Origin of the sequence: Pseudomonas sp. UV AK001, assembly GCF_046097675.1 — a bacterium.
Taxonomy (GTDB): domain Bacteria; phylum Pseudomonadota; class Gammaproteobacteria; order Pseudomonadales; family Pseudomonadaceae; genus Aquipseudomonas; species Aquipseudomonas kribbensis.
In genome coordinates, this window is sequence record NZ_JBJUVZ010000001.1 from 969,329 (window position 1) to 992,555 (window position 23,227).

Sequence of the window (23,227 nt, forward strand, 5' to 3'; positions counted from 1 at the left end):
ATCAACTCCAGCCTGCGCGCGACTTGCGGCTGGAATAAAGCGCCAGCAACACCAGGAACGAAAACACCAGCATTGCCCCGGCGAGCCAATGGGCCTGTGAATATTCCATGGCTTCGACATGGTCGTAGATCTGTACCGAGACCACGCGGGTCTTGTCGGGAATATTGCCGCCGATCATCAGCACCACGCCGAATTCGCCAACCGTATGGGCGAAACCGAGAATCGCTGCGGTAACGAAACCGGGGCGCGCGAGCGGCAGGATGACGCTGAAAAAAGTGTCCCAGGGATTGGCGCGTAAAGTCGCGGCCACTTCCAGTGGGCGAGTGCCGATGGCGGAGAAGGCGTTTTGCAACGGCTGCACCACAAAAGGCATGGAATAGAGCACCGAACCGATGACCAGTCCGGTGAAACTGAAGGTGAGCGTGCCAAGCCCCAACCACTGAGTGAAATGGCCAAGAAAGCCATTCGGCCCCATTGCCAGCAACAGATAGAAACCAATGACAGTCGGCGGCAACACCAGGGGCAGGGCGACGATCGCCCCGATGGGACCGCGCAGCCAGGAACGGCTACGCGACAACCACAGGGCAATCGGAGTGCCGATGACCAGCAGGATCGCAGTAGTCAGGGACGCCAGTTTCAGGGTCAGCCAGATCGCCGCGAAATCGGCACTCGTCAGCGACATTTACAGCTGATAACCGTAGGACTTGATGACCGCAGCGGCTTTCGGGCCTTTGAGGTAGTCGACCAGTGCCTTGGCAGCGGCGTTGTCCTTGCCTTTGTTCAGAATGACGGCGTCCTGCTTGATCGGGTCGTGCATGCTCGCCGGAACGATCCATGCCGAACCGCTGCTGACTTTGCCGTCCTTGTAGATCTGCGAGAGGGCAACGAAGCCCAGCTCGGCGTTGCCGGTGGATACGAATTGGTAGGCCTGAGTGATGTTCTGGCCTTCGACGATCTTGGCTTTGGTCGCTTCAGTCAGTTTCAGCTTTTCCAGCACCTGGGTGGCCGCAAGGCCATAAGGCGCGGCTTTTGGGTTGGCGATGGACAGGTGTTGGTATTCGTTTTTCTTCAGGACGTCGCCTTTGGCATCGACGTAACCTTCCTTGGCCGACCACAGCGCCAGGGTGCCGATGGCGTAGGTGAAGCGCGAGCCTTTGACGGTGTCGCCTTCCTTTTCCAGTTTTTCAGGCGTGGTGTCGTCAGCGGAGAGGAACACCTCGAACGGTGCGCCGTTCTTGATCTGGGTGTAGAACTGCCCGGTGGCGCCATAGGCTGCGACCAGTTTGTGCCCGGTGTCTTTTTCGAAATCGGCGGCGATTGCCTGGATCGGTGCGGTGAAGTTGGCCGCGACGGCAACTTGCACTTCATCCGCCTGAACAGCGCCGACGGCGAATACCGCAAGCAGGGAGGCCAGGCAGGTAGGGGCAAAACGTGAGGCACGAATGGTCATGTAACAGCTCCGTTGTTGGCAGGTGCAGTGGGCAGTTGTTGTTAGAGGGGTAGACTGCGCCGATGCGAGGGGGTGAATCGCTATATAGCTGAATATATAGCGAAATGCCTCCAAACGGAAAGTGCTGGTTTCAGGCGGGCAGGTGAGGGCATGGAATCCCTCGGTCTGCCGTGCCTTTACCTAGCCAGTTTCGCGAGCGCTCCTTCGGCCAGTTGCCGGGTCAGTTCAGCACTGCTCAACTCCTTGCCCAGTGTGAATGCCTGACCGGCCCACAGGTTGCTGAAGTCGGCCTCGTCCTTTGCGCGCAAGGGCATCAGAGCACCGCCGGCCAGCGGAAACGCCGGTGCCTTGGCCGACATTGGTCCCACTTCGCGCATCACTCGATTCAGGATTCCCCGTGCCGGGCGCCCGGTGAACAGGTTGGTGATCGCTGTTTCACTGTCTTTTGCCGTGCGCAGCGCCTTGTGATGAGAGGCGCTGACTTTGGCTTCCGGGGTAAACAGATAAGCCGTGCCGACCTGCACGGCCGACGCACCGAGCATGAACGCCGCTGCCACGCCTCGCGCATCGGCGATCGCACCGGCGGCAATCACCGGCACTTTGACCGCGTCGACGATTTGCGGCACGAGGGCAAAGGTCCCGACCTGGCTGCTCAGGTCATCGCTGAGGAACATGCCCCGGTGCCCGCCGGCCTCATAGCCCATGGCGATGATTGCGTCGCATCCGTTCTGTTCCAGCCAGATGGCTTCATCGACGTTGGTGGCCGATGACAGGATTTTCGCGCCGGTGGCCTTGACCCGGTCCAGCAGGGATTTTTCCGGCAGGCCGAAGTGGAAACTCACCACTTCCGGGCGAAACTCTTCAAGCACTTCGCAAGCGGCTGCCTCAAACGGTGCACGGTTGGATACTGGCGTCGGAGCATCGAAATCGGCACCCAGTTCGCGGTAGTAGGGTTCCAGCAGATTTTTCCAGTCCTGTGCCCGCTGCTCATCGGCGGCCGGTGGCTGGTGGCAGAAGAAATTGACGTTGAACGGTTTATCGGTGCCCTGACGGATGGCCTTCAGTTCTTCGCGCAATTGCTCGATGCTCAGCATCGCCGCCGGCATCGAACCCAGGCCGCCCGCGTTGCACACGGCAATCACCATCGACGAGTTGGTGGCACCGGCCATAGGGCCCTGGATAATCGGCAGTTCGATGCCGAGCAGGTCAAGAATGCGCGTATCTGGCCATTGGTTCATGGAAAAGACTCCGAAGGACAAAGCAGGGCAGAGAAGCTGAAGCCGGTTTTTTTACCAGCAAAACCGGGTTCAGGGCCAGCCAAGATTTGTGATCTCGCGGGATTCGGTTCAGCGTCGATGAAATCCGCCACCACCGCCTCCACCGAAAGAATGGTTCATGAACTGCGAGGAGTTGTGGAAGTTGTTCAACCGTTGATTGCCAACGTTGCGCGCCGCCGAATCGCGGTTGAGGTTCTGCAACTGAGCATTGTTGTTGATCGGCGTTCGTGTCGCGCCACCCTTGACCATCGACTGCCAGCCATCATCGGTTTTCTTGTAGACGTTGCCGTCATGCCCGGCGTAAACGTTGTCGCCAACCCGCGCGGCGCCGCTGTTGCGCCCATGGATACCGCCGTACTGCGTGGTGTTTCCGGTGTTCGGGTTGTAGACGGCGCCACGATTGGCCGTGACCTGAGTGCCATTTCGAACATTGCCTGCCGTAACACGCCCTCCGGCAATTGCACCGCCGTTGGGCCCGACCACTTCACCACTGCGGCCCGCTGCATAGTTGCCGGTGTAGACATTGTGTACCGCACCGCGCTGGCCTGCCGTCGCGATCCCGGTCCGTGAGTTATAGGAAGAGCCGACCTGACCGGCCCAGCGGTTGCCGGTCCAGGCGTTGTAGCCCGCGCCATAGCGGCTGACCGTCGCCCGGTCGCCCCATTGCCGATAGATGTTGCCGGTGGTGCCGGCCCAGCCGCCCGGACCCCAGGCCACGGCGCCGCCATGATATCCGTAGGCTGCGCCTCCCCAGGCCAATGGCGCCGGATACAGGTGTGGCCCCCACGCGTAACCCCAGCCGTAATTGCCCCACCATGGATATGCGCCCCAGCCCCAACCCATTGCGGCAGTGCTGCCGCCCCAACTCCAGCCGAAGCCGAAACCGAAGGTCCAGCCTGTCCACGGCGTGTAGCGAATGGCGACGCCAAAACCGTATGTCACCGGCGGCCCGTACCAGACAGTGCCGACCCAGGGCGTGTACGGATAGCCCGTGCCGTAAACCACGACGCCGGTCGCTGGATCCAGCGTCGATCCTTGATAGCCCGGGGTATAGCCGACAACGACCGTGTCACCACTGGATTCATAGACTTTGACGTAGGTGAGGTAGTGCATCGGCGAATTCGGCGGAATCGAGTAAATCACCGCCGGAACCGAGCCTGCGACGGTCCATGGCCCGGTGACCGCTGTCGCAACGAACCAGATCCCGTTCTCCACCGCGTACCAACTGTTTTCGTCGACCCGGATGATTGGCGTCGCGCTGTTGATCACATACTGAAGCGGGGTTCCGCTGATGGCTTTGAGTTGAGGCTCACCATCGAATTGCGGGGCAGTCATTTTGACCGCGCTTTTCTTGATCGCCGACGTCTGCGGGATCGTGGCGGCAATGGCCGCTTCCTTCGCCTGCGGTGTCCCGGCCACCGAGGCTTTGACGTTTTCTTTCGGGCTGTCGTCGGGGATGTTGGTGAAGTCTGTCGGCAGCTTGTCCGCCGGGGTAAATGTCCACGGGCCGTTCATGTCAGCGGCACGGAACCAGCGGCCGGAGATCAGCACATAACTGTTCTGGTCGCCGATTTCCTTGAAGATGTGCCCGGTGGTGTTGCTGACATACAGCAATTGCGTGCCCTGGATCGGCAGCCACTGCGGCGCACCGTCGGTGACGATCAGCTCGGTCGGGGTCGTGGCCACGAAGATCTTCGGCTGCGGCGGCTTGGCCAGACTCGGTACCTTGTCCTTCGGATCGCTTTGCCCGGTGAGCAGATCCACTTGCCGGCTCTCGATCGCGGCTTTTTTGGCTTTCTCCAGATCCGCCGGAGGCGAGGACAGCAGGGTGTACGGCCCTGTCAATTGATCGGCAACCATCCAGCCATCGAACACGTGCAGATAGTGTTTACCCTGGGCGTCCTTGAGCAGCAGAGGACGGGTGTTGATGACCCGTTGCAATCCGGTGCCATCCACCGGTCGATACGCGGCGTCACCGTCGATATAGACGAGCATGGCCGGCACATCCGAGCTGATGATGGTCGGTGGTGTGTTTTCCAGGCGCGTCGTGTCGGCTTTCTGTTCGGCGGTCAGGACGCCGACCGCGGCTTCGAGCTGATCCAGGGAGATGGTTTTCTTGCGCTTGGCCGCATCGTTTTGCAATGTCGTGATCCACGTCTCTGCCTGGCTGGAGTCGGCGGGAAAATCGGCCTTGATGATCTTGTACTGGTCGAGCATGACCCAGCGAGTCGCCTTGTCGACTAGCGTGTGAGCGCTGAACTGGACGATCCCGTAAGTCGCCTTGCCGTCGGCATCGGTCGCCTCGACGGCGGCGCGGGCCTGCAAGGTGTAGCCGTCCCAGCTGTCGAGCTGGGGCTGGTACACGGTGAGTTTTGACTTGCCGCCGGTGATGACTTGCGGCCAGGTCGGCTCAACGGCAGCGGCGTCTGCCGGCTTGGTCTCAGGCGCCGCCCACGCGCTGTTGAATGCCAACAGACAGAGCATCAGCCAGACAAGAAAAGGGCGGGCGCGGGACATTGTCAGCTCCATCGACAAAGGCTTCTCGGGGATAACGGAAGCAGTCGAAATAGCATAGTCGCCCGATCTGGAATCACCCGGCGGATTCAACGATTGGCGGAAAGTCGAGTGGGGCAAAATGTTGCAGTGTGCTATTTGAATGCCACGACCCCTGAATCCTTCCCCTGAGAGGCAGTCATGTTCAACGGCATTCTGATCGACAAAGACGACAGCGGTTATCGCGCCAGCCTGCAGACAATCGACGAGCAGCAGTTGCCTGAAGGCAATGTGACGGTGCGCATCGGATACAGCACGCTCAACTTCAAGGACGGCTTGGCGATTACCGGCAGCAGCCCTGTGGTGCGCAAGTTTCCGATGGTGCCCGGGATCGATCTGGCGGGCACGGTCGAAGTCAGTTCGCATCCCGACTATAAGGCTGGCGATCAGGTGCTGCTCAACGGTTGGGGAGTGGGCGAGAACCACTGGGGCGGTCTGGCCCAGAAGGCGCGGCTCAACGGCGACTGGCTGATTCCGCTGCCAAAAGCCTTCACTGCCGCGCAAGCCATGGCCATTGGTACGGCGGGCTACACGGCGATGCTGTGCATCATGGCGCTGGAGCGCAATGGCGTGAAGCCAGAGCAGGGCGAAGTGCTGGTCACCGGCGCCAATGGCGGGGTCGGCAGCTTTGCCATTGCCTTGTTGCACAAACTTGGCTATCGCGTGGTGGCGTCCACCGGGCGGGTGTCGGAGCATGAGTATCTGCAGCGACTGGGCGCCAGCGAAATCATTGATCGCGCGACCTTGTCCGAGCCTGGCAAACCCTTGGCGAAGGAGCGCTGGGCGGCGGTGATCGATTCGGTCGGCAGTCATACGTTGGCCAATGCCTGTGCGAGTACTCGCGCCGAAGGCACCGTTGCAGCATGCGGTCTGGCTCAGGGCATGGATTTTCCGGCGTCAGTGGCCCCGTTCATCTTGCGTGGCGTGACGCTGGCCGGAATCAACAGCGTGACCCAGCCCAAGGCCCGTCGAATCGAAGCCTGGGCGCGTCTGGCCAAGGATCTGGATTTCGCCCTGTTGCCCCTGATCAGCCACGAAATCGCCCTCAGCGAAGCGATCGAAGCTGCTCCGAAATTGCTCGCCGGACAGTTGCGCGGACGGGTTGTCGTGGACGTCAATCGCTGACACATTAAGCGCCATCGCGGACCTGCCGGGCCGCACTTCAAAAAAGGGAGTGGCACTTCGATGGATCTACAACAACAGCACGTTGAGTCGTTCATGGTTTCAGGCTTGCGCGTTCGAACCACCAACGCCGCAGAACACAAGGCCGAGACCGCGAAAATCGGCCCGATGTGGGGCGAGTTCTTCGGCAGGAACCTGGCGCAGGTCATTCCCGGCAAGCAGACCGAGTCGCCAATTTACGGGGTGTATTCGGCCTACGAGTCGGATGCCTCGGGTGCCTTCGATGTGACCGCCGGCGTTGCTGTCGTTGATCCGCAAAGCGGTTTCGAAACAATCCGGATCGAGAGCGGCGAGTATCTGGTGTTTCAGGGGCAGGGCGCATTGCCCGACGCCGTCATCGCCACCTGGGGCCGGATCTGGAAACACTTCGAAGCCAATCCGCAGATCCAGCGCCGCTACGCCACCGACTTCGAGGCCTACCTGGGCCCCGAGTCGGTAGCCATCTACATCGGCATTCGTTAAGACCGGGTTTCCCGGGACAACAGCTCACGCTTGCGTTCCACGCCCCAGCGGTAGCCCGAGAGATTGCCGTCGCTGCGCACCACGCGGTGGCAGGGGATCGCCACCGCGAGGCTGTTGGCGCCGCAAGCCTGGGCCACCGCCCGAACCGCTTTGGGTGAGCCGATGCGCTGTGCGATGTCGGCGTAACTGGCGGTGCTGCCAACCGGAATTTCGCGCAGTGCCTGCCAGACCCGCTCCTGAAACGCGGTGCCCCGCACATCCAGTGGCAGATCGAGGCCGATGGCCGGTGCTTCGATGAAACCGACCACATGGGCGATCAGTTGTTCGAACTCGGCATCAGCCCCGATCAGGTTGGCCCGGCGAAACTGGTCCTGCAGGTCGCAGACAAGCTGATGAGGATCGTCCCCCAGCAGAATCGCGCAGATCCCCCGGTCACTCTGTGCCACCAGAATCGCGCCAAGCGAGCATTGGCCGACCGCAAAACGAATGTCGTTGTTTTGCCCGGCGGCCCGGAAGTCGCCGGGTTTCATGCCCAGCAACTGGTCTGCGGATTCGTAAAAGCGACTGTTCGAGTTGAAACCGGCGTCGTACAGCGCATCGGTCACCGAGTCGCCATCCGCCAGGCGTTGCCGCACTCTGCGGGAGCGATGTGCGGCGGCGTAACCCTTGGGGGTCAGGCCGGTGGCGGCTTTGAAGACCCGATGGAAATGGAAGGCACTAAGGCCGGCAGCCTCGGCCAGTTCGTTGAGTGCCGGCAGGGTTTCGGCGCTTTCGATCTGCCGGCAGGCCGCAGCCACGGTCGCGGCATGTTGCGCGGCCACGTCGCTCTGGTCCTTGCTCGCCCGTTTGCTGGGGCGATATCCCGCCGCTTCGGCCTCTTCGGCGGTGTCGAAGAACTCGACATTCTGCGGCTTCGGCAGACGTGCCAGGCTGCTCGGGCGGCAATAGATGCCGGTGGTCTTCACGGCATAGACAAATTGGCCGTCCGCACGTGGGTCGCGGGCGACGACAGCGGCCCAGCGTGGATCGTCTTGAGTGTTCAAAGGGGTCGAAAGCGTTTTCATGATGGAGAGTCCGTTGACCTGTTGAATTTCAGGTTAACCAGTGCCGCCAACCGTAACACTCCGGCCCTTGCGGTCAAATTCCGTGAGGTTATCCAGCGGTGCGAAATGTCAGGTTGAAACGTTGTTCACCCAACTGCGGATGCCGACCGAATTTGATCGGCAGGATGCCGTGGTAGCGCAGCCGGTCGACGCCGCCCCAGATCACCATGTCGCCGTGCAGCAGCGAAATGCGCTGACTCTTGTCGCTGCGGGCGAAGCCGCCGAACAGGAACATGGCGGGCAAACCCAATGACAAGGACACGATAGGTGCGGCGTAGGAATGTTCGTCTTTGTCCTGATGCAAAGACATTTTCGCGCCGGGGACATAGCGGTTGATCAGGCAGGAGTCCGGTATGAAGTCGGAAAAACCGACTTGCTTCGCCGCTGCCTGGGCCAGCTCGCGAAAGACCTCAGGCATTTGCGGCCAGGGCTGGTGGCTGATTGGATCTTCGGCCGAGTAGCGATAGCCGCTGCGATCGGTGATCCAGCCCAAGGCGCCGCAGCTGCTGGTGGCCACCGACATGCTGAAGCCGCCGGGCGTCATCATGTGCCGCAACGGGGCGCGTTCGATGACCGATTCGAGCGCCGGCAGCAATTGCTCGATACGGGACAGCGCAAAGCCGCGCAATACCCACGATTGCTCTCCAATCTGCTCGGAGCGGGGTGGCTGCTCGGTGTCGGTGAAGAGGTCGAAATTGCTGTGCATGATGGTCAGGTTGCGTCGTGAAAGATGATGCCCAGAGTATGCCGTTTTCCGCTGTGCAGGCGACTCACGCCGTGGCGCATGGTGACCCGATAATCGCCGCGCACGCCTTTGACCGGACGCTGGTTGACGGCAAAGATCAAGGCGTCACCTTTTCTCAGGTCCATTACCAGCGGCCGAGACTGCATTCTTGGACGTTGTTCGGTCAGGACGAACTCGCCACCGCTGAAATCTTTGCCAGGCTCTGACAGAAGAATCGCCACTTGCAGTGGGAAGACGTGTTCGCCGTACAAATCCTGATGCAGACAGTTGTAGTCCTGTGGGCCGTATTGCAGCAAGAGCGGGGTCGGCCGAAGTTGACCGGCGGCGTGACAACGCGCGAGAAACTCGCTGTGCAGAGGTGGAAACCGTTCCGCCAATCCCATTCGTTCGTGCCAGCGGTTGGCCAGGGAAACGAGTCGCGGATAAAGCGCATTTCGCAGGCGCTCAACCACCGGAGGCAGCGGGTAGCGCAGATATTTATACTCGCCGCGCCCGAAACCGTGGCGGGCCATGATGACTTGCGAGCGGAACGGTTCGCTTTGCGGGTAAAGCGCACTCAGGCGCTCGCAGGTTTCCGGGCGCAACAACGAGCGGATGACGGTACAGCCGTCCTGATCCAGCTGTTGCTCCAGTGCGGCCCAGTCGAGCCTGTCGAGGGAAGAGTCGGGTGACATCGGCATGCTGATTCCTTGGTGCTTGTCCAGGCGATCAGTCTAGGCAGCCCGCGAGGCCGGAACACTCCGGCGCTTGCGGTCGAATTGTCACCCGTGTCTTACAAGGCCTTGCTGACGCTGATATCGCTGATCACGTCGCCGCTCTGGCCGTGCAGGGCATCCAGTGCAGCCTTGGCTTCCTCCGCCGTGCCGTTTTCCAGCTGGGCGAATTCGAAGCGGCGCTCGCCGTTGAGTTTGTACTTGATGACGTATTTGGTCGTTTGAGCCACGGTCATGCTTACCTGATTGTATTGAGGGGGGGCGATCAGCTGAGTTTCGAGCTGGAACGACGGATGATCTTGATCGAGTGCGTCAGGGTCGGCTTGCGGGTCACGCTGATTGCGCGGCGGCTGACGGTGTCGATGGTGATGTTCCAGAAACCGGTGCTCGGCGCCGTGATGCGGGCCGGGAAGGTGTCGAAGGCGCCACCGTGGTAGGTGTGACGGCCGCCGTTCTTGAAGCTGCGGAAGTTGGCGTCGTTCATCAGGCGGATGTTGCAGGTTTGCGAGCATTGGATGACGACGATGTCGTCTTCGTTGAGGTGCTCGCGCTGGTGAATAAATTTCATGGGCGCCTCCAGAAGGGCTTTTTCTACAAAATCAAAACGATAGCAAGGTCGATTGGCGGCAGTTTATCAGTCCGGACAGGTTATTATCCGGCCGTCGGGCGCTGCTTTGACAATTAAAAACAGTTATTCGCGATTCCATGTGCGTTAAATGCAATGAGCCTCGGAGAAAATTGGCATTCGTGCTGTCCGACGGTCTTTATAGGAGATTCTGTATGAAGTGGGGTGTGGTCATTGTGCCGTTGGCATTGGCGATGGGTGGTTGTGCAAGCGTTTCGGAGATTAATGAAACGTTGCCGACCATGAACGTCATTTCCGGCAAGAAGCCCCACGAATATGCGCAGTGCCTGGCTGACAAGCTGGCGCAAAGCCGCGGGGCCCTGCAAATGGAGCCGCACAAGGACGGAGTTCGGGTGATCGTGCCGGGGAAATTGTCATCCGGCCCGGCGGCGGTGTTTGACATCGAGGATCGCTCTGGCGGCAGCAGTATCAAGTTGCATGAGCGCATGTCCAATGTGCCTATACGTCCTCGGGATGTACGCAATGCCGCCACGGTGTGCATTTCCGGCTGATAAACTGTCAGTCATCGGTATTGATGCCGTCCAGGTCACGCCTGGGCGGCATTGTCATTTCTGGAGATGTGCATGAAGCGGGAGCAGGTGCGCGAGCGCCATAAAGAGGGGCTGATTGCGGCCACGCATGTGATTCAGAACCCGGCGAATCCGGGTGAGTGGATCGTGTTTTTCAAGAAAAGCGCCGGGCGCAGTTATTTTCTGGTGGATGAAAACGACGAAGTCGAATCGTTTGGCCGTCTGGATGACCTGATTGAGGTCGTTCGCGGGCTGGGGATCAAGTTCGCCGAAATCCACATGTAAAACCTACTTGCAGACCACCACGACGCTGCGAGTCTTGTAGTTACCGACGTCGACACCCAGTGTCTTGTCGCTTTCCTTCGGGGCAGGCGTACCTTCCGTTCCAACGATGCGATAGCCGGTCCCGGCGCAGGAGGCATCGGCCTTTTCATAGCAACTGGCCCAGGAGTTCGCCTCGCCGGAGCAGTCAATGCTCAGGCCTTGTTCGCCGTTGTTCAGATAAGTCGTTTCGGACGTGGCGCAACCGGTCAGGGCCAGAAGCGCAATCAGTGGCAGCATGCGGTGCAGGGTACGGGTGTTCATGGCGATGTCGTCTTCGGAAGGAGAGGGCTAGACGCTATGACAGCGCCGGTGTGAAAAGGTTATAGCGATTGGCCACGTCTTTGTGTGCGGGCCAAAAAAAGCCCTGCGCAGTGGCAGGGCCGGTATTTGTGGTCGCCGATCAGTCCTGATCCTTGCCGCGACGCTTCGGTGCAGGAGGCGTGTAATCAAGCACCGCGGCCACTTCAACCGCCATCGCTTCAGTGGGCAATGGACCGGACACATCTTCGCCGTTTGCGGCGGTGATATGCCACTGGCCATCTTTTGCCTTGGCGACGGTGTACCCGTTGATGATTTTTGCTGCGGACATCTAGCGGCCTCGTTGGCTGGTTCAAAGGCGTCATGATAGCGGGAAACGGGCGAGCGGGCGCGGGTCGATGCGGTGCTCCTGAATATTTGGGCTACGCTGAATGCGCAGCTTCTGCGTGCGGATTGAACTATCCGCCAGAATATTTCTCTATGTTGACATCGGTTAGCCAGTGCGGGGCATTGTAAGGTGCACGCCGCCTGATTAGACTGCGCCGAAACTCGTACACACAGCCCTTTCAAGGACTTATATGATCAAGAAATGCTTGTTCCCAGCAGCCGGTTACGGTACTCGCTTCCTTCCAGCGACTAAGGCCATGCCCAAAGAAATGCTGCCGGTGGTAAACAAGCCACTGATCCAGTACGGCGTCGAAGAAGCTCTGGATGCTGGTCTGACTGAGATCTCCATCGTGACCGGCCGTGGCAAGCGCGCCCTGGAAGACCACTTCGACATCAGCTATGAGCTGGAAAACCAGATCAAGGGCACCGACAAAGAGAAATATCTGGTCGGTATCCGCAAGCTGTTGGACGAGTGCTCGTTCTCCTACACCCGTCAGACTGAAATGAAAGGCCTGGGTCATGCGATCCTGACCGGCCGTCCACTGATCGGTGACGAACCGTTCGCCGTGGTGCTGGCGGACGACTTGTGCGTCAACCTCGAAGGCGACGGCGTACTGACCCAGATGGTCAAGCTGTACAAGCAGTTCCGCTGCTCGATCATTGCCATTCAAGAAGTCGATCCGGCAGAGACCAGCAAGTACGGCGTTATCGCCGGCGAGATGATCCGTGACGACATCTACCGCGTACACAGCATGGTCGAGAAGCCAAAGCCGGAAGATGCACCGTCGAACCTGGCGATCATCGGTCGTTACATCCTGACCCCGGACATCTTCGACCTGATCGAACAGACCGAGCCAGGCAAGGGTGGTGAAATCCAGATCACCGACGCCCTGATGAAACAGGCCCAGAACGGCTGCGTGATGGCCTACAAGTTCAAGGGCAAGCGTTTCGACTGCGGTGGTGCCGAGGGTTACATCGAGGCAACCAACTTCTGCTTCGAAAACTTCTACAAGACTGGCAAGGCTTACTGATAGCGCCTGTTCTGTCTGTACGAAAAAGCCACCTTCGGGTGGCTTTTTCATTTTCCGCCCCTATATCGGCAGGAGTGCTTGCCCAAAGGACGACGGCGGGTATGCTGATCGCCTGCCGAGGAGATAGAAATGGCCTACGATTTTGACCTTTATGTGATTGGTGCCGGTTCCGGCGGTGTGCGGGCTGCGCGTTTTGCGGCCGGTTTCGGTGCAAAAGTGGCGGTGGCCGAGAGCCGTTATCTGGGTGGCACCTGCGTCAACGTCGGCTGCGTGCCGAAAAAGCTGCTGGTGTACGGTGCGCATTTCGCCGAAGACTTTGAGCAGTCGTCCGGTTTCGGCTGGAGCCTGGGCGAAGCGGACTTTGACTGGGCTACCTTGATCGCCAACAAGGATCGCGAGATCAATCGTCTCAACGGTATTTATCGCAATCTGCTGGTCAACAGTGGCGTGACCCTGCACGAAGCGCACGCGAAGATCGTTGGTCCCCATGAAGTGGAGGTCAACGGTGAGCGCTACACCGCGAAAAACATTCTGATCGCCACCGGTGGCTGGCCGCAGATTCCGGAAATTCCGGGGCATGAGCATGCCATCAGCTCCAATCAGGCGTTTTTCCTGAAAGAGCTGCCAAAGCGCGTCCTGGTCGTCGGCGGCGGTTACATCGCCGTCGAATTTGCCGGCATCTTCCATGGTCTGGGTGCGGATACCACGTTGCTGTATCGCGGTGATCTGTTCCTGCGCGGCTTCGACGGTTCGGTGCGCAAGCATCTGCAGGAAGAGCTGACCAAGCGCGGCATGGATCTGCAGTTCAATGCCGATATCGAGCGGATCGACAAGCAAGCCGATGGCAGCCTGAAAGCGACCCTCAAGGATGGTCGCGTGCTGGAGGCTGATTGCGTTTTCTATGCCACTGGCCGGCGCCCGATGCTGGACAATCTCGGGCTGGAAAGTACCGGCGTACAGCTCGACGACAAAGGTTTCATCAAGGTGGACGAGCAGTACCAGACCACCGAGCCGTCAATTCTCGCGCTGGGTGATGTCATTGGCCGCGTTCAACTGACCCCGGTGGCGCTGGCGGAAGGCATGGCGGTGGCGCGACGCCTGTTCAAGCCGGAGCAATACCGGCCGGTGGATTACAAGATGATCCCGACAGCGGTGTTCAGCTTGCCGAATATCGGCACTGTCGGTTTGACCGAAGAGGAAGCGCGTGAAGCGGGTCACGATGTGGTGATCTTCGAAAGCCGCTTCCGTCCGATGAAGCTGACCCTGACCGAATGCCAGGAGCGCACGCTGATGAAGCTGGTGGTCGATGGCAAAACCGACAAGGTGCTGGGCTGCCACATGGTCGGGCCGGATGCCGGCGAGATTGTGCAGGGCCTGGCAATCGCGCTGAAGGCTGGCGCCACCAAGCGTGACTTCGACGACACCATCGGGGTGCACCCGACGGCGGCCGAAGAGTTTGTCACCATGCGTACGCCGGTCGGCGCTTAAGTCTTTTTCGGTTCTGCTGCGTCTGGCGCTGCCGCAACGGTGGTGGCCAGGCGCAGGCTGTCTTGCGCCTTGGTCAATTCCTTCTCCAATGACTGATTGAGCTGCGACTGCTCGTCGACGTTCTGCTTGAGTGTCTGACTTTCCAGCAGCGCCACGCGCAAGCGTTCCTGGAGGAGGGTGCGCTCGCTGTCGACACGCGTCGCTTGCTCCAGCAGTTGATCCTGACGCTGATTGCTGTGCTTGAGCTGATCCTGCAGCAGGCTCAGTTCGCGAAGCGTGCCACGGGTCTCGGTCAGCAGGCGTTCGTTGTCACGGTGCAATTGAGTGATTTCGTCCTGACGAACCAGCGCACTTTGCTGCGCCTGACGCAACTCCATCTGCAATTGTTGAACCTGACTTTCGTGACGGCTCTGTTCCTGTTCGCGCTGCTCTTTAACGGCATTGCGGTAGTGCTCAAGCGCGTCGCGAGCGTGCAGGTGCTTTTCTTCCAGCGAGCGGATCTGCTCGTCCTTGTCCTGCAAGCGCAATTCGAAATCTGCCAGCGCCTGATTCAGGCCGGCATTGCGTGTCTGTTCGGTTTGCAGCATCGAGCGGGTGTCGCCCAAGGCTTCGGATTCTTTCGCTAGCGCTGCGTCCTGGATGTCGTGCTTCTTCTCCAGTTGCGCATGGTCCTGGCGCAGCTGATTCAGCTCCGTTTCCAGTGCCTGGCGTTGTTGCTCGTACTGTTCGCGTGCCTGGTCGATCGGCTCCTGTGCCTGTTCTTTCAGGCGTTGTGCCAGGCGCGTGACAAGCGCCAGGAGCTCGTCATCGATGGGTTCTGCCGAAGGGTCTGCCGGTGCGCTGCCGTCATCCAGCTCCTTCAGATAGCGATGAATTGTGGTTTTCGATCCGGTATTCCCCAGCTCGATGCGAACTGCGTCGATGCTTGGGTGTTCGCCACGGGCGAGGATCGCTGTGCGCGCGATCTGGACTACTGCTTTGTTAACGCCGCCACGGGCCATATGTGCTCCTACGATTACGTACTGTGGTACATGCCACCAAAGTACGCAGTGTACCATGCTGAAAACAAAGTTAAATGTTTCAAGATGAACGGGCGGGATATACTGGTATTACCCAATGTGAAGCGCCAGAATCCGCTTTTCAATCTTCAAATCAGTACGCCTGCGAGAAATCAGCCCATGAGCGATATCGATCGCTATCTGCAAGCCGCCACCCGTGACAACACCCGCCGCAGCTATCGTGCGGCCGTCGAGCATTTCGAAACGGTATGGGGCGGGTTCCTGCCCGCGACGGCGGACAGCGTCGCGCGCTATCTGGTGGCTCACGCGGGCGTTCTGTCGGTCAATACGCTGAAGCTGCGCCTGTCAGCACTGGCGCAGTGGCATAACAGTCAGGGGTTCGCCGATCCGACCAAGACGCCGGTGGTGCGCAAAGTGTTCAAGGGCATCCGTGCGCTGCATCCCGCGCAGGAAAAACAGGCCGAGCCGTTACAACTGCAGGATCTTGAGCAGACCGTTGCCTGGCTTGAGCAGGAAATGAAAGAGGCTCGAGAAAAACAGGACCGGCCGTTGCTGCTAAGAGCCTGTCGGGATCGGGCGCTGATTCTTCTGGGGTTTTGGCGGGGCTTTCGCAGTGACGAGTTGTGCCGGGTGCAGATCGAGCATGTCCAGGCTCATGCTGGTAGCGGCATCACCCTGTACCTGCCACGCAGTAAGGGCGACCGGGAGAACCTCGGTCAGACCTATCAGGCCCCGGCGTTGTTGAAGCTTTGCCCGGTGCAGGCCTACATCGACTGGATCACTGAAGCTGCGCTCGTACGGGGCCCGGTGTTTCGCGCCGTCGACCGCTGGGGCAATCTGAGCGAGGAGGGCTTGCACGCCAACAGTGTGATTCCGTTGCTACGCCAGGCCCTGGAGCGTGCCGGTATCTCCGCCGAGCGCTACACAAGCCATTCGTTGCGACGTGGCTTCGCAACCTGGGCCCATCAAAGTGGCTGGGATCTCAAATCGTTGATGAGTTACGTGGGCTGGAAGGATATGAAGTCCGCCATGCGCTATGTTGAAGCGAGCCCTTTTCACGGGATGGCCCGGATTACGGATAAGCCGCTGTCGCCGTAGATATCGTTTTCTTCTATTAATACAGTCAGCTAATAGCGAAAACAAATCAGCAGCATCAGGTTTGCCAATGAGCCATCCGTCGAGTGACTGGGTAGGATTCACCCATCGAATTCACAACCCTGACGGAGAGTCATCAATGCCTATCATCAACAGCCAAGTAAAACCGTTCAAAGCTACCGCGTTCAAAAACGGCGACTTCGTACAAGTCTCGGACGCTGACCTGAAAGGCAAATGGTCCGTAGTGTTCTTCTACCCGGCCGACTTCACCTTCGTTTGCCCAACCGAGCTGGAAGACCTGGCCGACAACTACGCTGCCTTCCAGAAACTGGGCGTAGAAATCTACAGCGTTTCCACCGACACCCACTTTGCCCACGCTGCCTGGCACAACACTTCGCCAGCTATCGGCAAAATCGAATACACCATGATCGGCGACCCGACCCACGTCATCTCCCGCAACTTCGACGTGCTGATCGAAGAAGCTGGCTTGGCAGACCGTGGCACCTTCGTGATCAACCCTGAAGGCCAGATCAAAATCGTTGAACTGAACGATGGCGGCGTTGGCCGTGACGCTTCCGAGCTGCTGCGCAAAATCAAGGCTGCTCAGTACGTCGCTGCTCACCCAGGCGAAGTTTGCCCGGCCAAGTGGAAAGAAGGTGAGGCCACTCTGGCTCCGTCCCTGGACCTGGTCGGCAAGATCTGAGTCTGTGAGACACGCAACACAGGGCGGAACTCCGCACCTACCTCAGTAAGCTGCACCGCCCAATAGAAAAGCCCGGGCGAGATTCGCTCGGGCTTTTTTTCGCCTCAAATAAAGTCAGGAGATCGCCCGTATGTTGGACGCCAATCTTAAAGCCCAGTTGAAATCGTACCTGGAACGGGTCACCCAGCCGATCGAGATCGTTGCTTCACTCGACGACGGTGCGAAATCCCGTGAAATGCTCGACCTGCTGAAAGATGTTGCCAGTCTTTCGCACCAGATTACCTTGATCGACAGCGGCGACGATGCACGCAAACCGTCGTTCTCGATCAACCGCCCGGGTGCCGACATCAGCCTGCGTTTCGCCGGCATCCCGATGGGCCATGAATTCACTTCGCTGGTGCTGGCCCTGCTGCAAGTCGGCGGCCACCCATCGAAGGCCAGTGTCGAAGTGATCGAACAGATCCGCTCGCTCAAGGGCGAGTTCAACTTCGAGACTTACTTCTCGTTGTCCTGCCAGAACTGCCCGGACGTGGTCCAGGCGCTGAACCTGATGGCCGTGCTGAACCCGAACATCCGCCACGTCGCTATCGACGGCGCGCTGTTCCAGGACGAAGTCAACGATCGCAAGATCATGGCCGTGCCGAGCATTTACCTGAATGGTGAAAACTTCGGCCAGGGCCGCATGGGCCTGGAAGAAATCCTCGCCAAGCTCGACACCGGCGCCATCGAGCGTCAGGCCGAGAAAATCAGCGCCAAAGAGTCTTTCGATGTGCTGGTAGTCGGCGGTGGCCCGGCCGGTGCTTCGGCAGCCATCTATGCGGCACGTAAAGGTATTCGTACCGGTGTTGCGGCCGAACGCTTCGGCGGTCAGGTGCTGGACACCATGGCCATCGAGAACTTCATTTCCGTACAGGAAACCGAAGGCCCGAAACTGGCGACCGCGCTGGAAGAACACGTCAAACAATACGACGTCGACATCATGAACCTGCAGCGCGCCGACAAGCTGATTCCGGGCAAGAACGGCGAGCTGCATGAAGTCCACTTTGCCAGCGGCGCGACCCTCAAGGCCAAGAGCGTGATTCTGGCGACCGGCGCACGGTGGCGTGAAATGAACGTGCCGGGCGAGCAGGAATACCGCAACAAGGGCGTGGCTTACTGCCCGCACTGTGACGGCCCGCTGTTCAAAGGCAAGCGTGTAGCGGTGATTGGCGGCGGTAACTCTGGCGTCGAAGCAGCCATCGACCTGGCCGGTATCGTGTCCCACGTAACGCTGCTGGAATTTGATGTGCAGCTGCGTGCCGACGCGGTGCTGCAACGCAAGCTGCACAGTCTGCCGAACGTCACCGTGATCACCAGTGCGTTGACCACTGAAGTCACCGGCGATGGCCAGAAGGTCAACGGCCTGCGTTACAAGGATCGAAATACTGACGAGCTGCGCACTGTCGAGCTGGAAGGGATCTTCGTGCAGATTGGTCTGTTGCCTAACACCGATTGGCTCAAAGGCACCATCGAGCTGTCGCCGCGTGGCGAGATCATCGTCGATAACCGGGGTGAAACCTCGATCCCCGGCATCTTTGCTGCCGGTGACGTGACCACCGTGCCGTACAAGCAGATCGTGATTGCGGTGGGCGAGGGCGCCAAGGCTTCCCTCGGCGCTTTCGATCACCTGATACGCACTTCGGCTCCGGCGTAAATCCCGGACCGAAAAAAGAAAAACCCCATCAGCGATGATGGGGTTTTTGCTTTTCAGCGTTTACAGCGGTGCCGGCTGAATGATCTCGACCCAGTAGCCATCCGGGTCCTTGATGAACGCCAGGCTCTTCATGCGGCCGTCGGTCAGGCGCTTCTGGAAGTCGCAGCCCAGTTCTTCAAAGCGTGCGCAAGCTGCGACGATGTCTGGCACCGAAATGCAGATGTGGCCGAAACCGCGCGGGTCGGTGTTGCCGTTGTGGTAGGCGAAATCGGCGTCGTTCTCGGTGCCGTGGTTGTGGGTCAGTTCCAGGATGCCGGGAATCGACTTCATCCACTCGGTGCGGGCAGCAGAGTCGGCCGGGATCTGCGATTTGTCGACCAGGGCGAGGAAGTACAGGCTGAATTCCGCTTCCGGGAAATCACGCTTCTCTACCAGCGAGAAACCCAGCACGCGGGTGTAGAAGTCCAGCGACTTGGTGATGTCCTTGACGCGCAGCATGGTGTGGTTGAACACGAAGTTGCGGGTTGCGCTGTCCGGGGTGGCGGTGACGCCAGGGAAGGTGTTCAGTTCTTGCAGGCTCATGGGCCCTCCGTAACAAATTGGGGCGAGTGAATGGGCGCAATGATACGCATGCCTTGCGGCATCGCCAAACCGAAAGCGCGGGCTTGCCCTGCAAGCGGGCGAGCCTCAGACTTTACGGTTCAATCCGCGAGTGCCTCTGGTAATGATCCGACCGTTCAAATCGCTGTTCGTTTTCTTCGGCTTGTCCCTCATCGCTGCTTCGGCCTGCGCTGATGCGCCGAGCATTACCTGGCCTGCGGGTTGGCAAGTCGAAGCGCTGCCCGAAACCACGCCGGAAGTTTCCCGTCAGCGGGCGGTAAAGACCGATGCCGATGGCAATCAGGTGATGGTGATGGAGTTGACGATGACGCGTGTGGAAACGGGTCATCAGGTCAATCTGCAAGGCGTGTTGCTGGAGATGCGCAAGTCGGTGCAGAAGGACTTTTTCCAGGGCGGTTATCAGAGTGTCTGTAACAAGGTTCATTCGAGCACACTCGGTTCACTCGCGGCGCTTGAGACCACTTGTACAGTCACCGAAAACGGCCGTCATGTACTGTCACAAACATTGGTTGCTGCAGTAGAGGCGGACAAGGCCTATGTACTTTCGTATGCCGGGCAAGCCGAGGTTTACAAGGCCAGCGCTGATGAAATAGTGGCGGCGAGAAACAGCTTGAAATTTTAGTCAGCTGTTCGGTGATCCTCAGCCCGCTAGATACCTGAAGTGATTAAATACAAAGTTGCTCGCCCTGCGAAGGCGCAACATCCGGAAGCATAGTTCCAGTGCAAGAGGCTGTTTGGCTATGAACTTTCGAGACGGGAAATTGTTGCATTTGTTAGATATTGTCCAAAAAAAAGCCCTGCATCTGCAGGGCTTTTATGTTTGCGGGGGATTAACCGCGCAACCAGGAATCAACGGTGGCTGCACCGTATTGTTCCTTCCAGGCCTTCAGGCCGCGATGGTTGCCACCCTTGGTCTCGATCAGCTCGCCGGTGTGCGGGTTCTGATAGACCTTGACCACGCGAGCGCGGCGGGTTTTAGGTGCTGCGGTCAGTTGCAGACCGGATTTGGCCGGGTTCGGATCGAGGATGGCGATGATGTCTTTCAGGCCTTTGCCGTAGGTTTTCATCAGCCCCTGGAGCTTTTCTTCGAATTCGATTTCTTTCTTGAGCCCGGCATCGTTCTTCAGCGATTCCAGCTGCTTGAGCTGTTCCTGAAGGGCCTTTTCAGCTGCACGAAATTCAGCGAGTCTGGACAATATCTTTACTCCAATAGTGTGTTTGGCTGATACCAACCGCAAACAAAGCTATAAGCCAAGAGCCTTGAAGCGACTCGGTGATAGTGGCTCACCTGCCAATCTAGCAACAGGTAAGAAAAATTGTAGTAGTTAATGCGTCAAGAGTAAATCCTGACGTTTTCTTTATGTAAAAACAGCGATGTCTTGTATCAATTTGGTGCGAACGGTCCGAGTCCGTCGGTTTTATCGCGTTTAGTTAATGGTGAGTTAATGCATCGATGAAGTCTGCGGCCGGCATCGGTTTGCCAAACAGATAGCCTTGCAGAAAGTTGACGTGATGCGCGGCCAGATAATCGGCCTGGACCTGTGTTTCCACGCCTTCGGCCACAATGCCCAGATCCAGTTTGGCGGAGAGTTCGATGATGCTGTCCAGAATGTGTCGGGACAGGGCGTCCTTATCAATCATGGCGACAAATGTCTGGTCGATCTTCAGGAAATCGACATTGAATGTTCTCAAATAGCCCAGGCTCGAATGGCCGGTGCCGAAGTCGTCGATCGCGATCTTCACACCCATGGCGCGCAGTTGCGCAAACAGCTGATGGGTGATGGCGGTGGGCTCGATCAACTCGCGTTCCGTCAACTCCAGGACCAGGCTGATGCTGCCGGGGGCGAATGCCGCCAGAAACTCGCGGCAGTCTTCCAGCAACTCCAGATCGTGGCAGTGACTGGCCGTAATGTTGATGCCGATATGAAACGGGGCCTCGAAGGAAGCAGAAAGCGGCCCGAGCACTACGGCGGTCTGCTGCATCAAGGAACGGGTCATTGGCACGATCAGCCCGGAATGTTCTGCGAACGGTATGAAAAGGTCCGGGCGTACCAGGCCTTCCTTGGGATGATTCCAGCGCATCAGCACTTCGCATCCCGACCAGCGTTTGCTGTCGCCATAGACCACCGGTTGGAAGTAGGGAATGAACTCTCCGGCTTCCAGCGCACGCAGCATTTCGTGACTGGGGGATGTTGCGCGGTTCTGCACGATATAGCCGATTGCCCCGGATACCGCGCCAAAGAAAATCAACAGGCTGAACAACGGCGGATATTCGTCGCTCATGTAGTTCCAGACTTCACCTTCGGGGAATCCTGCGCTCACCGTGTAGGCATAGTGCGGAGAGTTCAACGTGCTCTGGGCCACCGGCAACTCGGGGAGGGGGCCTTGATGCACTTTGCCGTCGGCAGAAAGCCAGTTATTGCCAACCTGCAGCAATAGCAATGTCTGCCGGCCGATCAGGCGCAGGATATTGCTCAGGTGATAGCCGTCCAGCGTCGTCAGGGCGCCGCCCCGGCCATCGCTCAGTCGATACACCAGCAGCGCCGTATCAGGCGTAACCGGGTTGCCGTTCATGAGCCATAACTTGCCTTGGGTGTAGTCCCCCGGATTGACGGCTTCCTTGAAGTCGCCGAACAACGAACTGCAATAGAGGTTGTTGTCCCACACCAGATTGGTCGAACGCACGAACGGGCGGCGGGTGACTTGTTCGCGCAGGGCCAGTTTGACGTCCTCGCAGGTTTGGCCCGCCAACGGCAGCAATTCCCGGGCGGACTGGGCGGTGTTGTCGAGCATCAGGTCGAACTGGCGCAAGGCTTCCTCGGCGGTTTGCCGGGAACTCTGTTCCAGCGTGCGCTCGGCCTGCATATGCAGAATGACCGTGCCGATGATGATCGGCAGCAGGCCGCATAGCAGCGTCACGATGATTCGGGTGCTGCGTTTGCGGCGGGGCCTGACGGTCAGAGGCATGGGCGCATCCTGTTGCGGTGGTGTGGGGCTCTCGACGGCAGGCGGGGCAAGGATGCACCTTCTAGAAAGCGTTGGGTCTGTGCCCATGATAGATGGCCGTTGGCGCTTGCGCCGCTCAGCGGTAATCCAGTGCAGTCGCCAATTTGATGAAAGCCAGAGTGGCGGGGGATGCCTGACGCTGATCAAGCACGGCCAGGCCAATGTGGCGCACCACGGCGGGTAACAATGGCCGCTTCACGTATTGAGGGTTTGGCTCGTCGGGCAGCGAACCTTCGGCAACGAGGGTGATGGCGTCGCCCCGGCTCACGGTATCGAGGGTGCTCAGCAGTTGCGAGCAGCGGTAGCGGATATTCGGGCTCAGCCTTGCCGCGTTGAACAGTCGCGATACCAGTTCCGAAGAGCCGGCTTCGGTGAGTACGAACGGGTCGCTGCACAGGTCTTTCAGGCTCAGTTGCGCCTGCGTGGCCAGAGGATGGTCGAGCGGAAGCAGGGCGACCATCTGGTCTTCCATCAGGGCAAACGTATCGAAGCGTTCTTCGGGCAATACCACGAAGCCGACATCGATCCGTCGCTCGTCGAGCCACTGGAGTACCTGCCGGTCCGGCCCTTCGTCGATGTGAACCTCGATGCCCGGGTGCGCCTGGCGGAAATGCTGGAGGATCCGCGGCAGCAACCTGATCGATGAAGTCGGGCCGAACGAGCCGATACGCAAGGTGCCGCTTTTCAGCCCGCGCGCATCGGCGGCTTCCTGGCGCAATGTGTTGGCCAGCCCGAGCATCGCCCGTGCACGCAGCAGCAATTGCTCGCCAATGTCGCTGAGTTCGACTTGCGATTGATGCCGGCGAAACAATTCGACACCCAGTTCCTGTTCCAGTGACTTCAAGGCGTGGGACACCGCCGACTGGGAAATCCCCAGACGATGGGCGGCGAGGGTAAAGCCGCGCAGTTCGGCCACCAGAGAGAAAATTTCGAGCTGGGTCAAAGTCATGAGTAAAAGCTCA

The 23,227-nt window shown here is 59.1% G+C and carries 26 protein-coding genes; 10 read left to right on the plus strand and 16 right to left on the minus strand.

Annotated elements, in window-relative coordinates:
- Window position 1: 1 nt before the first annotated feature.
- The 4 genes from modB to ACKLNA_RS04455 form a co-directional block, all read right to left on the minus strand.
- Complete coding sequence (gene modB, locus ACKLNA_RS04440) at window positions 2-682, minus strand: molybdate ABC transporter permease subunit (RefSeq protein WP_085710042.1); 681 nt, start codon at window positions 680-682, stop codon at window positions 2-4.
- Window positions 683-1,450: a molybdate ABC transporter substrate-binding protein gene (modA, locus tag ACKLNA_RS04445; protein ID WP_114883351.1), complete on the minus strand. Its 768-nt coding sequence runs from the start codon at window positions 1,448-1,450 to the stop codon at window positions 683-685.
- Window positions 1,451-1,626: 176 nt separating this feature from the next.
- Window positions 1,627-2,688 carry an NAD(P)H-dependent flavin oxidoreductase gene (locus ACKLNA_RS04450; protein WP_408984995.1) on the minus strand — a complete coding sequence of 354 codons (1,062 nt, stop codon included), beginning with the start codon at window positions 2,686-2,688 and terminating at the stop codon, window positions 1,627-1,629.
- 108 nt (window positions 2,689-2,796) lie between these two features.
- Window positions 2,797-5,244, minus strand: coding sequence for an autotransporter (locus ACKLNA_RS04455; RefSeq protein ID WP_408984996.1), 2,448 nt, complete (start codon window positions 5,242-5,244; stop codon window positions 2,797-2,799).
- Between the two features lie 177 nt (window positions 5,245-5,421).
- Here ACKLNA_RS04455 and ACKLNA_RS04460 point away from each other — a divergent pair, with 177 nt between their 5' ends.
- Both ACKLNA_RS04460 and ACKLNA_RS04465 read left to right on the plus strand, forming a co-directional pair.
- Window positions 5,422-6,405, plus strand: a complete 984-nt coding sequence (locus ACKLNA_RS04460) for an MDR family oxidoreductase (RefSeq protein ID WP_408984997.1) — start codon at window positions 5,422-5,424, stop codon at window positions 6,403-6,405.
- Between the two features lie 60 nt (window positions 6,406-6,465).
- On the plus strand, window positions 6,466-6,924 hold the full coding sequence (locus tag ACKLNA_RS04465) for a GyrI-like domain-containing protein (protein WP_408984998.1): 459 nt from the start codon (window positions 6,466-6,468) through the stop codon (window positions 6,922-6,924).
- On the opposite strand, the gene ada is transcribed toward ACKLNA_RS04465, so the two are convergent.
- From ada to ACKLNA_RS04490, 5 genes are all read right to left on the minus strand, one after another.
- Window positions 6,921-7,988, minus strand: a complete 1,068-nt coding sequence (gene ada / locus ACKLNA_RS04470; protein ID WP_305832805.1) for a bifunctional DNA-binding transcriptional regulator/O6-methylguanine-DNA methyltransferase Ada — start codon at window positions 7,986-7,988, stop codon at window positions 6,921-6,923. The genes ACKLNA_RS04465 and ada overlap by 4 nt on opposite strands.
- Before the next feature lie 88 nt (window positions 7,989-8,076).
- Window positions 8,077-8,733: a DNA oxidative demethylase AlkB gene (alkB, locus tag ACKLNA_RS04475; protein ID WP_408984999.1), complete on the minus strand. Its 657-nt coding sequence runs from the start codon at window positions 8,731-8,733 to the stop codon at window positions 8,077-8,079.
- Window positions 8,734-8,738: 5 nt separating this feature from the next.
- On the minus strand, window positions 8,739-9,452 hold the full coding sequence (locus ACKLNA_RS04480) for a 2OG-Fe(II) oxygenase (protein WP_408985000.1): 714 nt from the start codon (window positions 9,450-9,452) through the stop codon (window positions 8,739-8,741).
- A 92-nt stretch (window positions 9,453-9,544) separates the two neighbouring features.
- On the minus strand, window positions 9,545-9,721 hold the full coding sequence (locus ACKLNA_RS04485; RefSeq protein ID WP_162803442.1) for a hypothetical protein: 177 nt from the start codon (window positions 9,719-9,721) through the stop codon (window positions 9,545-9,547).
- Window positions 9,722-9,750: 29 nt separating this feature from the next.
- Entirely contained in the window at window positions 9,751-10,053 is a 303-nt protein-coding gene (locus tag ACKLNA_RS04490; RefSeq protein ID WP_039768744.1) for a DUF1883 domain-containing protein, read from the minus strand.
- A 212-nt stretch (window positions 10,054-10,265) separates the two neighbouring features.
- On the opposite strand from ACKLNA_RS04490, the gene ACKLNA_RS04495 reads away from it, so the two are divergent.
- On the plus strand, window positions 10,266-10,622 hold the full coding sequence (locus ACKLNA_RS04495) for a hypothetical protein (protein ID WP_085710033.1): 357 nt from the start codon (window positions 10,266-10,268) through the stop codon (window positions 10,620-10,622).
- Window positions 10,623-10,694: 72 nt separating this feature from the next.
- Window positions 10,695-10,925: a hypothetical protein gene (locus tag ACKLNA_RS04500; protein ID WP_085710032.1), complete on the plus strand. Its 231-nt coding sequence runs from the start codon at window positions 10,695-10,697 to the stop codon at window positions 10,923-10,925.
- Window positions 10,926-10,928: 3 nt separating this feature from the next.
- On the opposite strand, the gene ACKLNA_RS04505 is transcribed toward ACKLNA_RS04500, so the two are convergent.
- Both ACKLNA_RS04505 and ACKLNA_RS04510 read right to left on the minus strand, forming a co-directional pair.
- Entirely contained in the window at window positions 10,929-11,225 is a 297-nt protein-coding gene (locus ACKLNA_RS04505; RefSeq protein ID WP_408985001.1) for a hypothetical protein, read from the minus strand.
- 139 nt (window positions 11,226-11,364) lie between these two features.
- Window positions 11,365-11,553 carry a hypothetical protein gene (locus ACKLNA_RS04510; protein WP_085710030.1) on the minus strand — a complete coding sequence of 63 codons (189 nt, stop codon included), beginning with the start codon at window positions 11,551-11,553 and terminating at the stop codon, window positions 11,365-11,367.
- Window positions 11,554-11,800: 247 nt separating this feature from the next.
- Between ACKLNA_RS04510 and galU the strand changes: the two genes are divergently transcribed.
- Window positions 11,801-12,640 (plus strand): UTP--glucose-1-phosphate uridylyltransferase GalU, encoded by an 840-nt coding sequence (galU, locus tag ACKLNA_RS04515; RefSeq protein WP_085710029.1) that lies wholly within the window; start codon window positions 11,801-11,803, stop codon window positions 12,638-12,640.
- 129 nt (window positions 12,641-12,769) lie between these two features.
- Window positions 12,770-14,128, plus strand: a complete 1,359-nt coding sequence (gene gorA, locus ACKLNA_RS04520) for a glutathione-disulfide reductase (RefSeq protein ID WP_408985002.1) — start codon at window positions 12,770-12,772, stop codon at window positions 14,126-14,128.
- Here gorA and ACKLNA_RS04525 read toward each other — a convergent pair.
- A complete protein-coding gene (locus ACKLNA_RS04525) occupies window positions 14,125-15,129 on the minus strand; it encodes a DNA-binding protein (protein ID WP_408985003.1) in 1,005 nt (334 codons plus the stop codon). The two genes, gorA and ACKLNA_RS04525, sit on opposite strands and share 4 nt — an antisense overlap.
- A gap of 177 nt (window positions 15,130-15,306) precedes the next feature.
- On the opposite strand from ACKLNA_RS04525, the gene ACKLNA_RS04530 reads away from it, so the two are divergent.
- The 3 genes from ACKLNA_RS04530 (at window position 15,307) to ahpF (ending at window position 18,638) form a co-directional block, all read left to right on the plus strand.
- Window positions 15,307-16,245 (plus strand): site-specific integrase, encoded by a 939-nt coding sequence (locus ACKLNA_RS04530; RefSeq protein ID WP_408985004.1) that lies wholly within the window; start codon window positions 15,307-15,309, stop codon window positions 16,243-16,245.
- Between the two features lie 136 nt (window positions 16,246-16,381).
- Window positions 16,382-16,945 (plus strand): alkyl hydroperoxide reductase subunit C, encoded by a 564-nt coding sequence (gene ahpC / locus ACKLNA_RS04535; protein WP_003224621.1) that lies wholly within the window; start codon window positions 16,382-16,384, stop codon window positions 16,943-16,945.
- 130 nt (window positions 16,946-17,075) lie between these two features.
- A complete protein-coding gene (gene ahpF / locus ACKLNA_RS04540) occupies window positions 17,076-18,638 on the plus strand; it encodes an alkyl hydroperoxide reductase subunit F (protein WP_408985005.1) in 1,563 nt (520 codons plus the stop codon).
- Window positions 18,639-18,698: 60 nt separating this feature from the next.
- Here the strand turns inward: ahpF and gloA are convergent, their stop codons facing one another.
- Window positions 18,699-19,220: a lactoylglutathione lyase gene (gloA, locus tag ACKLNA_RS04545; protein WP_408985006.1), complete on the minus strand. Its 522-nt coding sequence runs from the start codon at window positions 19,218-19,220 to the stop codon at window positions 18,699-18,701.
- 142 nt (window positions 19,221-19,362) lie between these two features.
- On the opposite strand from gloA, the gene ACKLNA_RS04550 reads away from it, so the two are divergent.
- Complete coding sequence (locus ACKLNA_RS04550; protein WP_134827065.1) at window positions 19,363-19,881, plus strand: DUF4946 domain-containing protein; 519 nt, start codon at window positions 19,363-19,365, stop codon at window positions 19,879-19,881.
- 208 nt (window positions 19,882-20,089) lie between these two features.
- On the opposite strand, the gene ACKLNA_RS04555 is transcribed toward ACKLNA_RS04550, so the two are convergent.
- From ACKLNA_RS04555 to ACKLNA_RS04565, 3 genes are all read right to left on the minus strand, one after another.
- Window positions 20,090-20,455, minus strand: coding sequence for a histone-like nucleoid-structuring protein, MvaT/MvaU family (locus ACKLNA_RS04555; protein WP_064381416.1), 366 nt, complete (start codon window positions 20,453-20,455; stop codon window positions 20,090-20,092).
- A 235-nt stretch (window positions 20,456-20,690) separates the two neighbouring features.
- Window positions 20,691-22,226, minus strand: coding sequence for an EAL domain-containing protein (locus ACKLNA_RS04560; RefSeq protein ID WP_408985007.1), 1,536 nt, complete (start codon window positions 22,224-22,226; stop codon window positions 20,691-20,693).
- A 115-nt stretch (window positions 22,227-22,341) separates the two neighbouring features.
- On the minus strand, window positions 22,342-23,214 hold the full coding sequence (locus ACKLNA_RS04565; protein WP_408985008.1) for a LysR family transcriptional regulator: 873 nt from the start codon (window positions 23,212-23,214) through the stop codon (window positions 22,342-22,344).
- Between the last annotated feature and the right edge of the window lie 13 nt (window positions 23,215-23,227).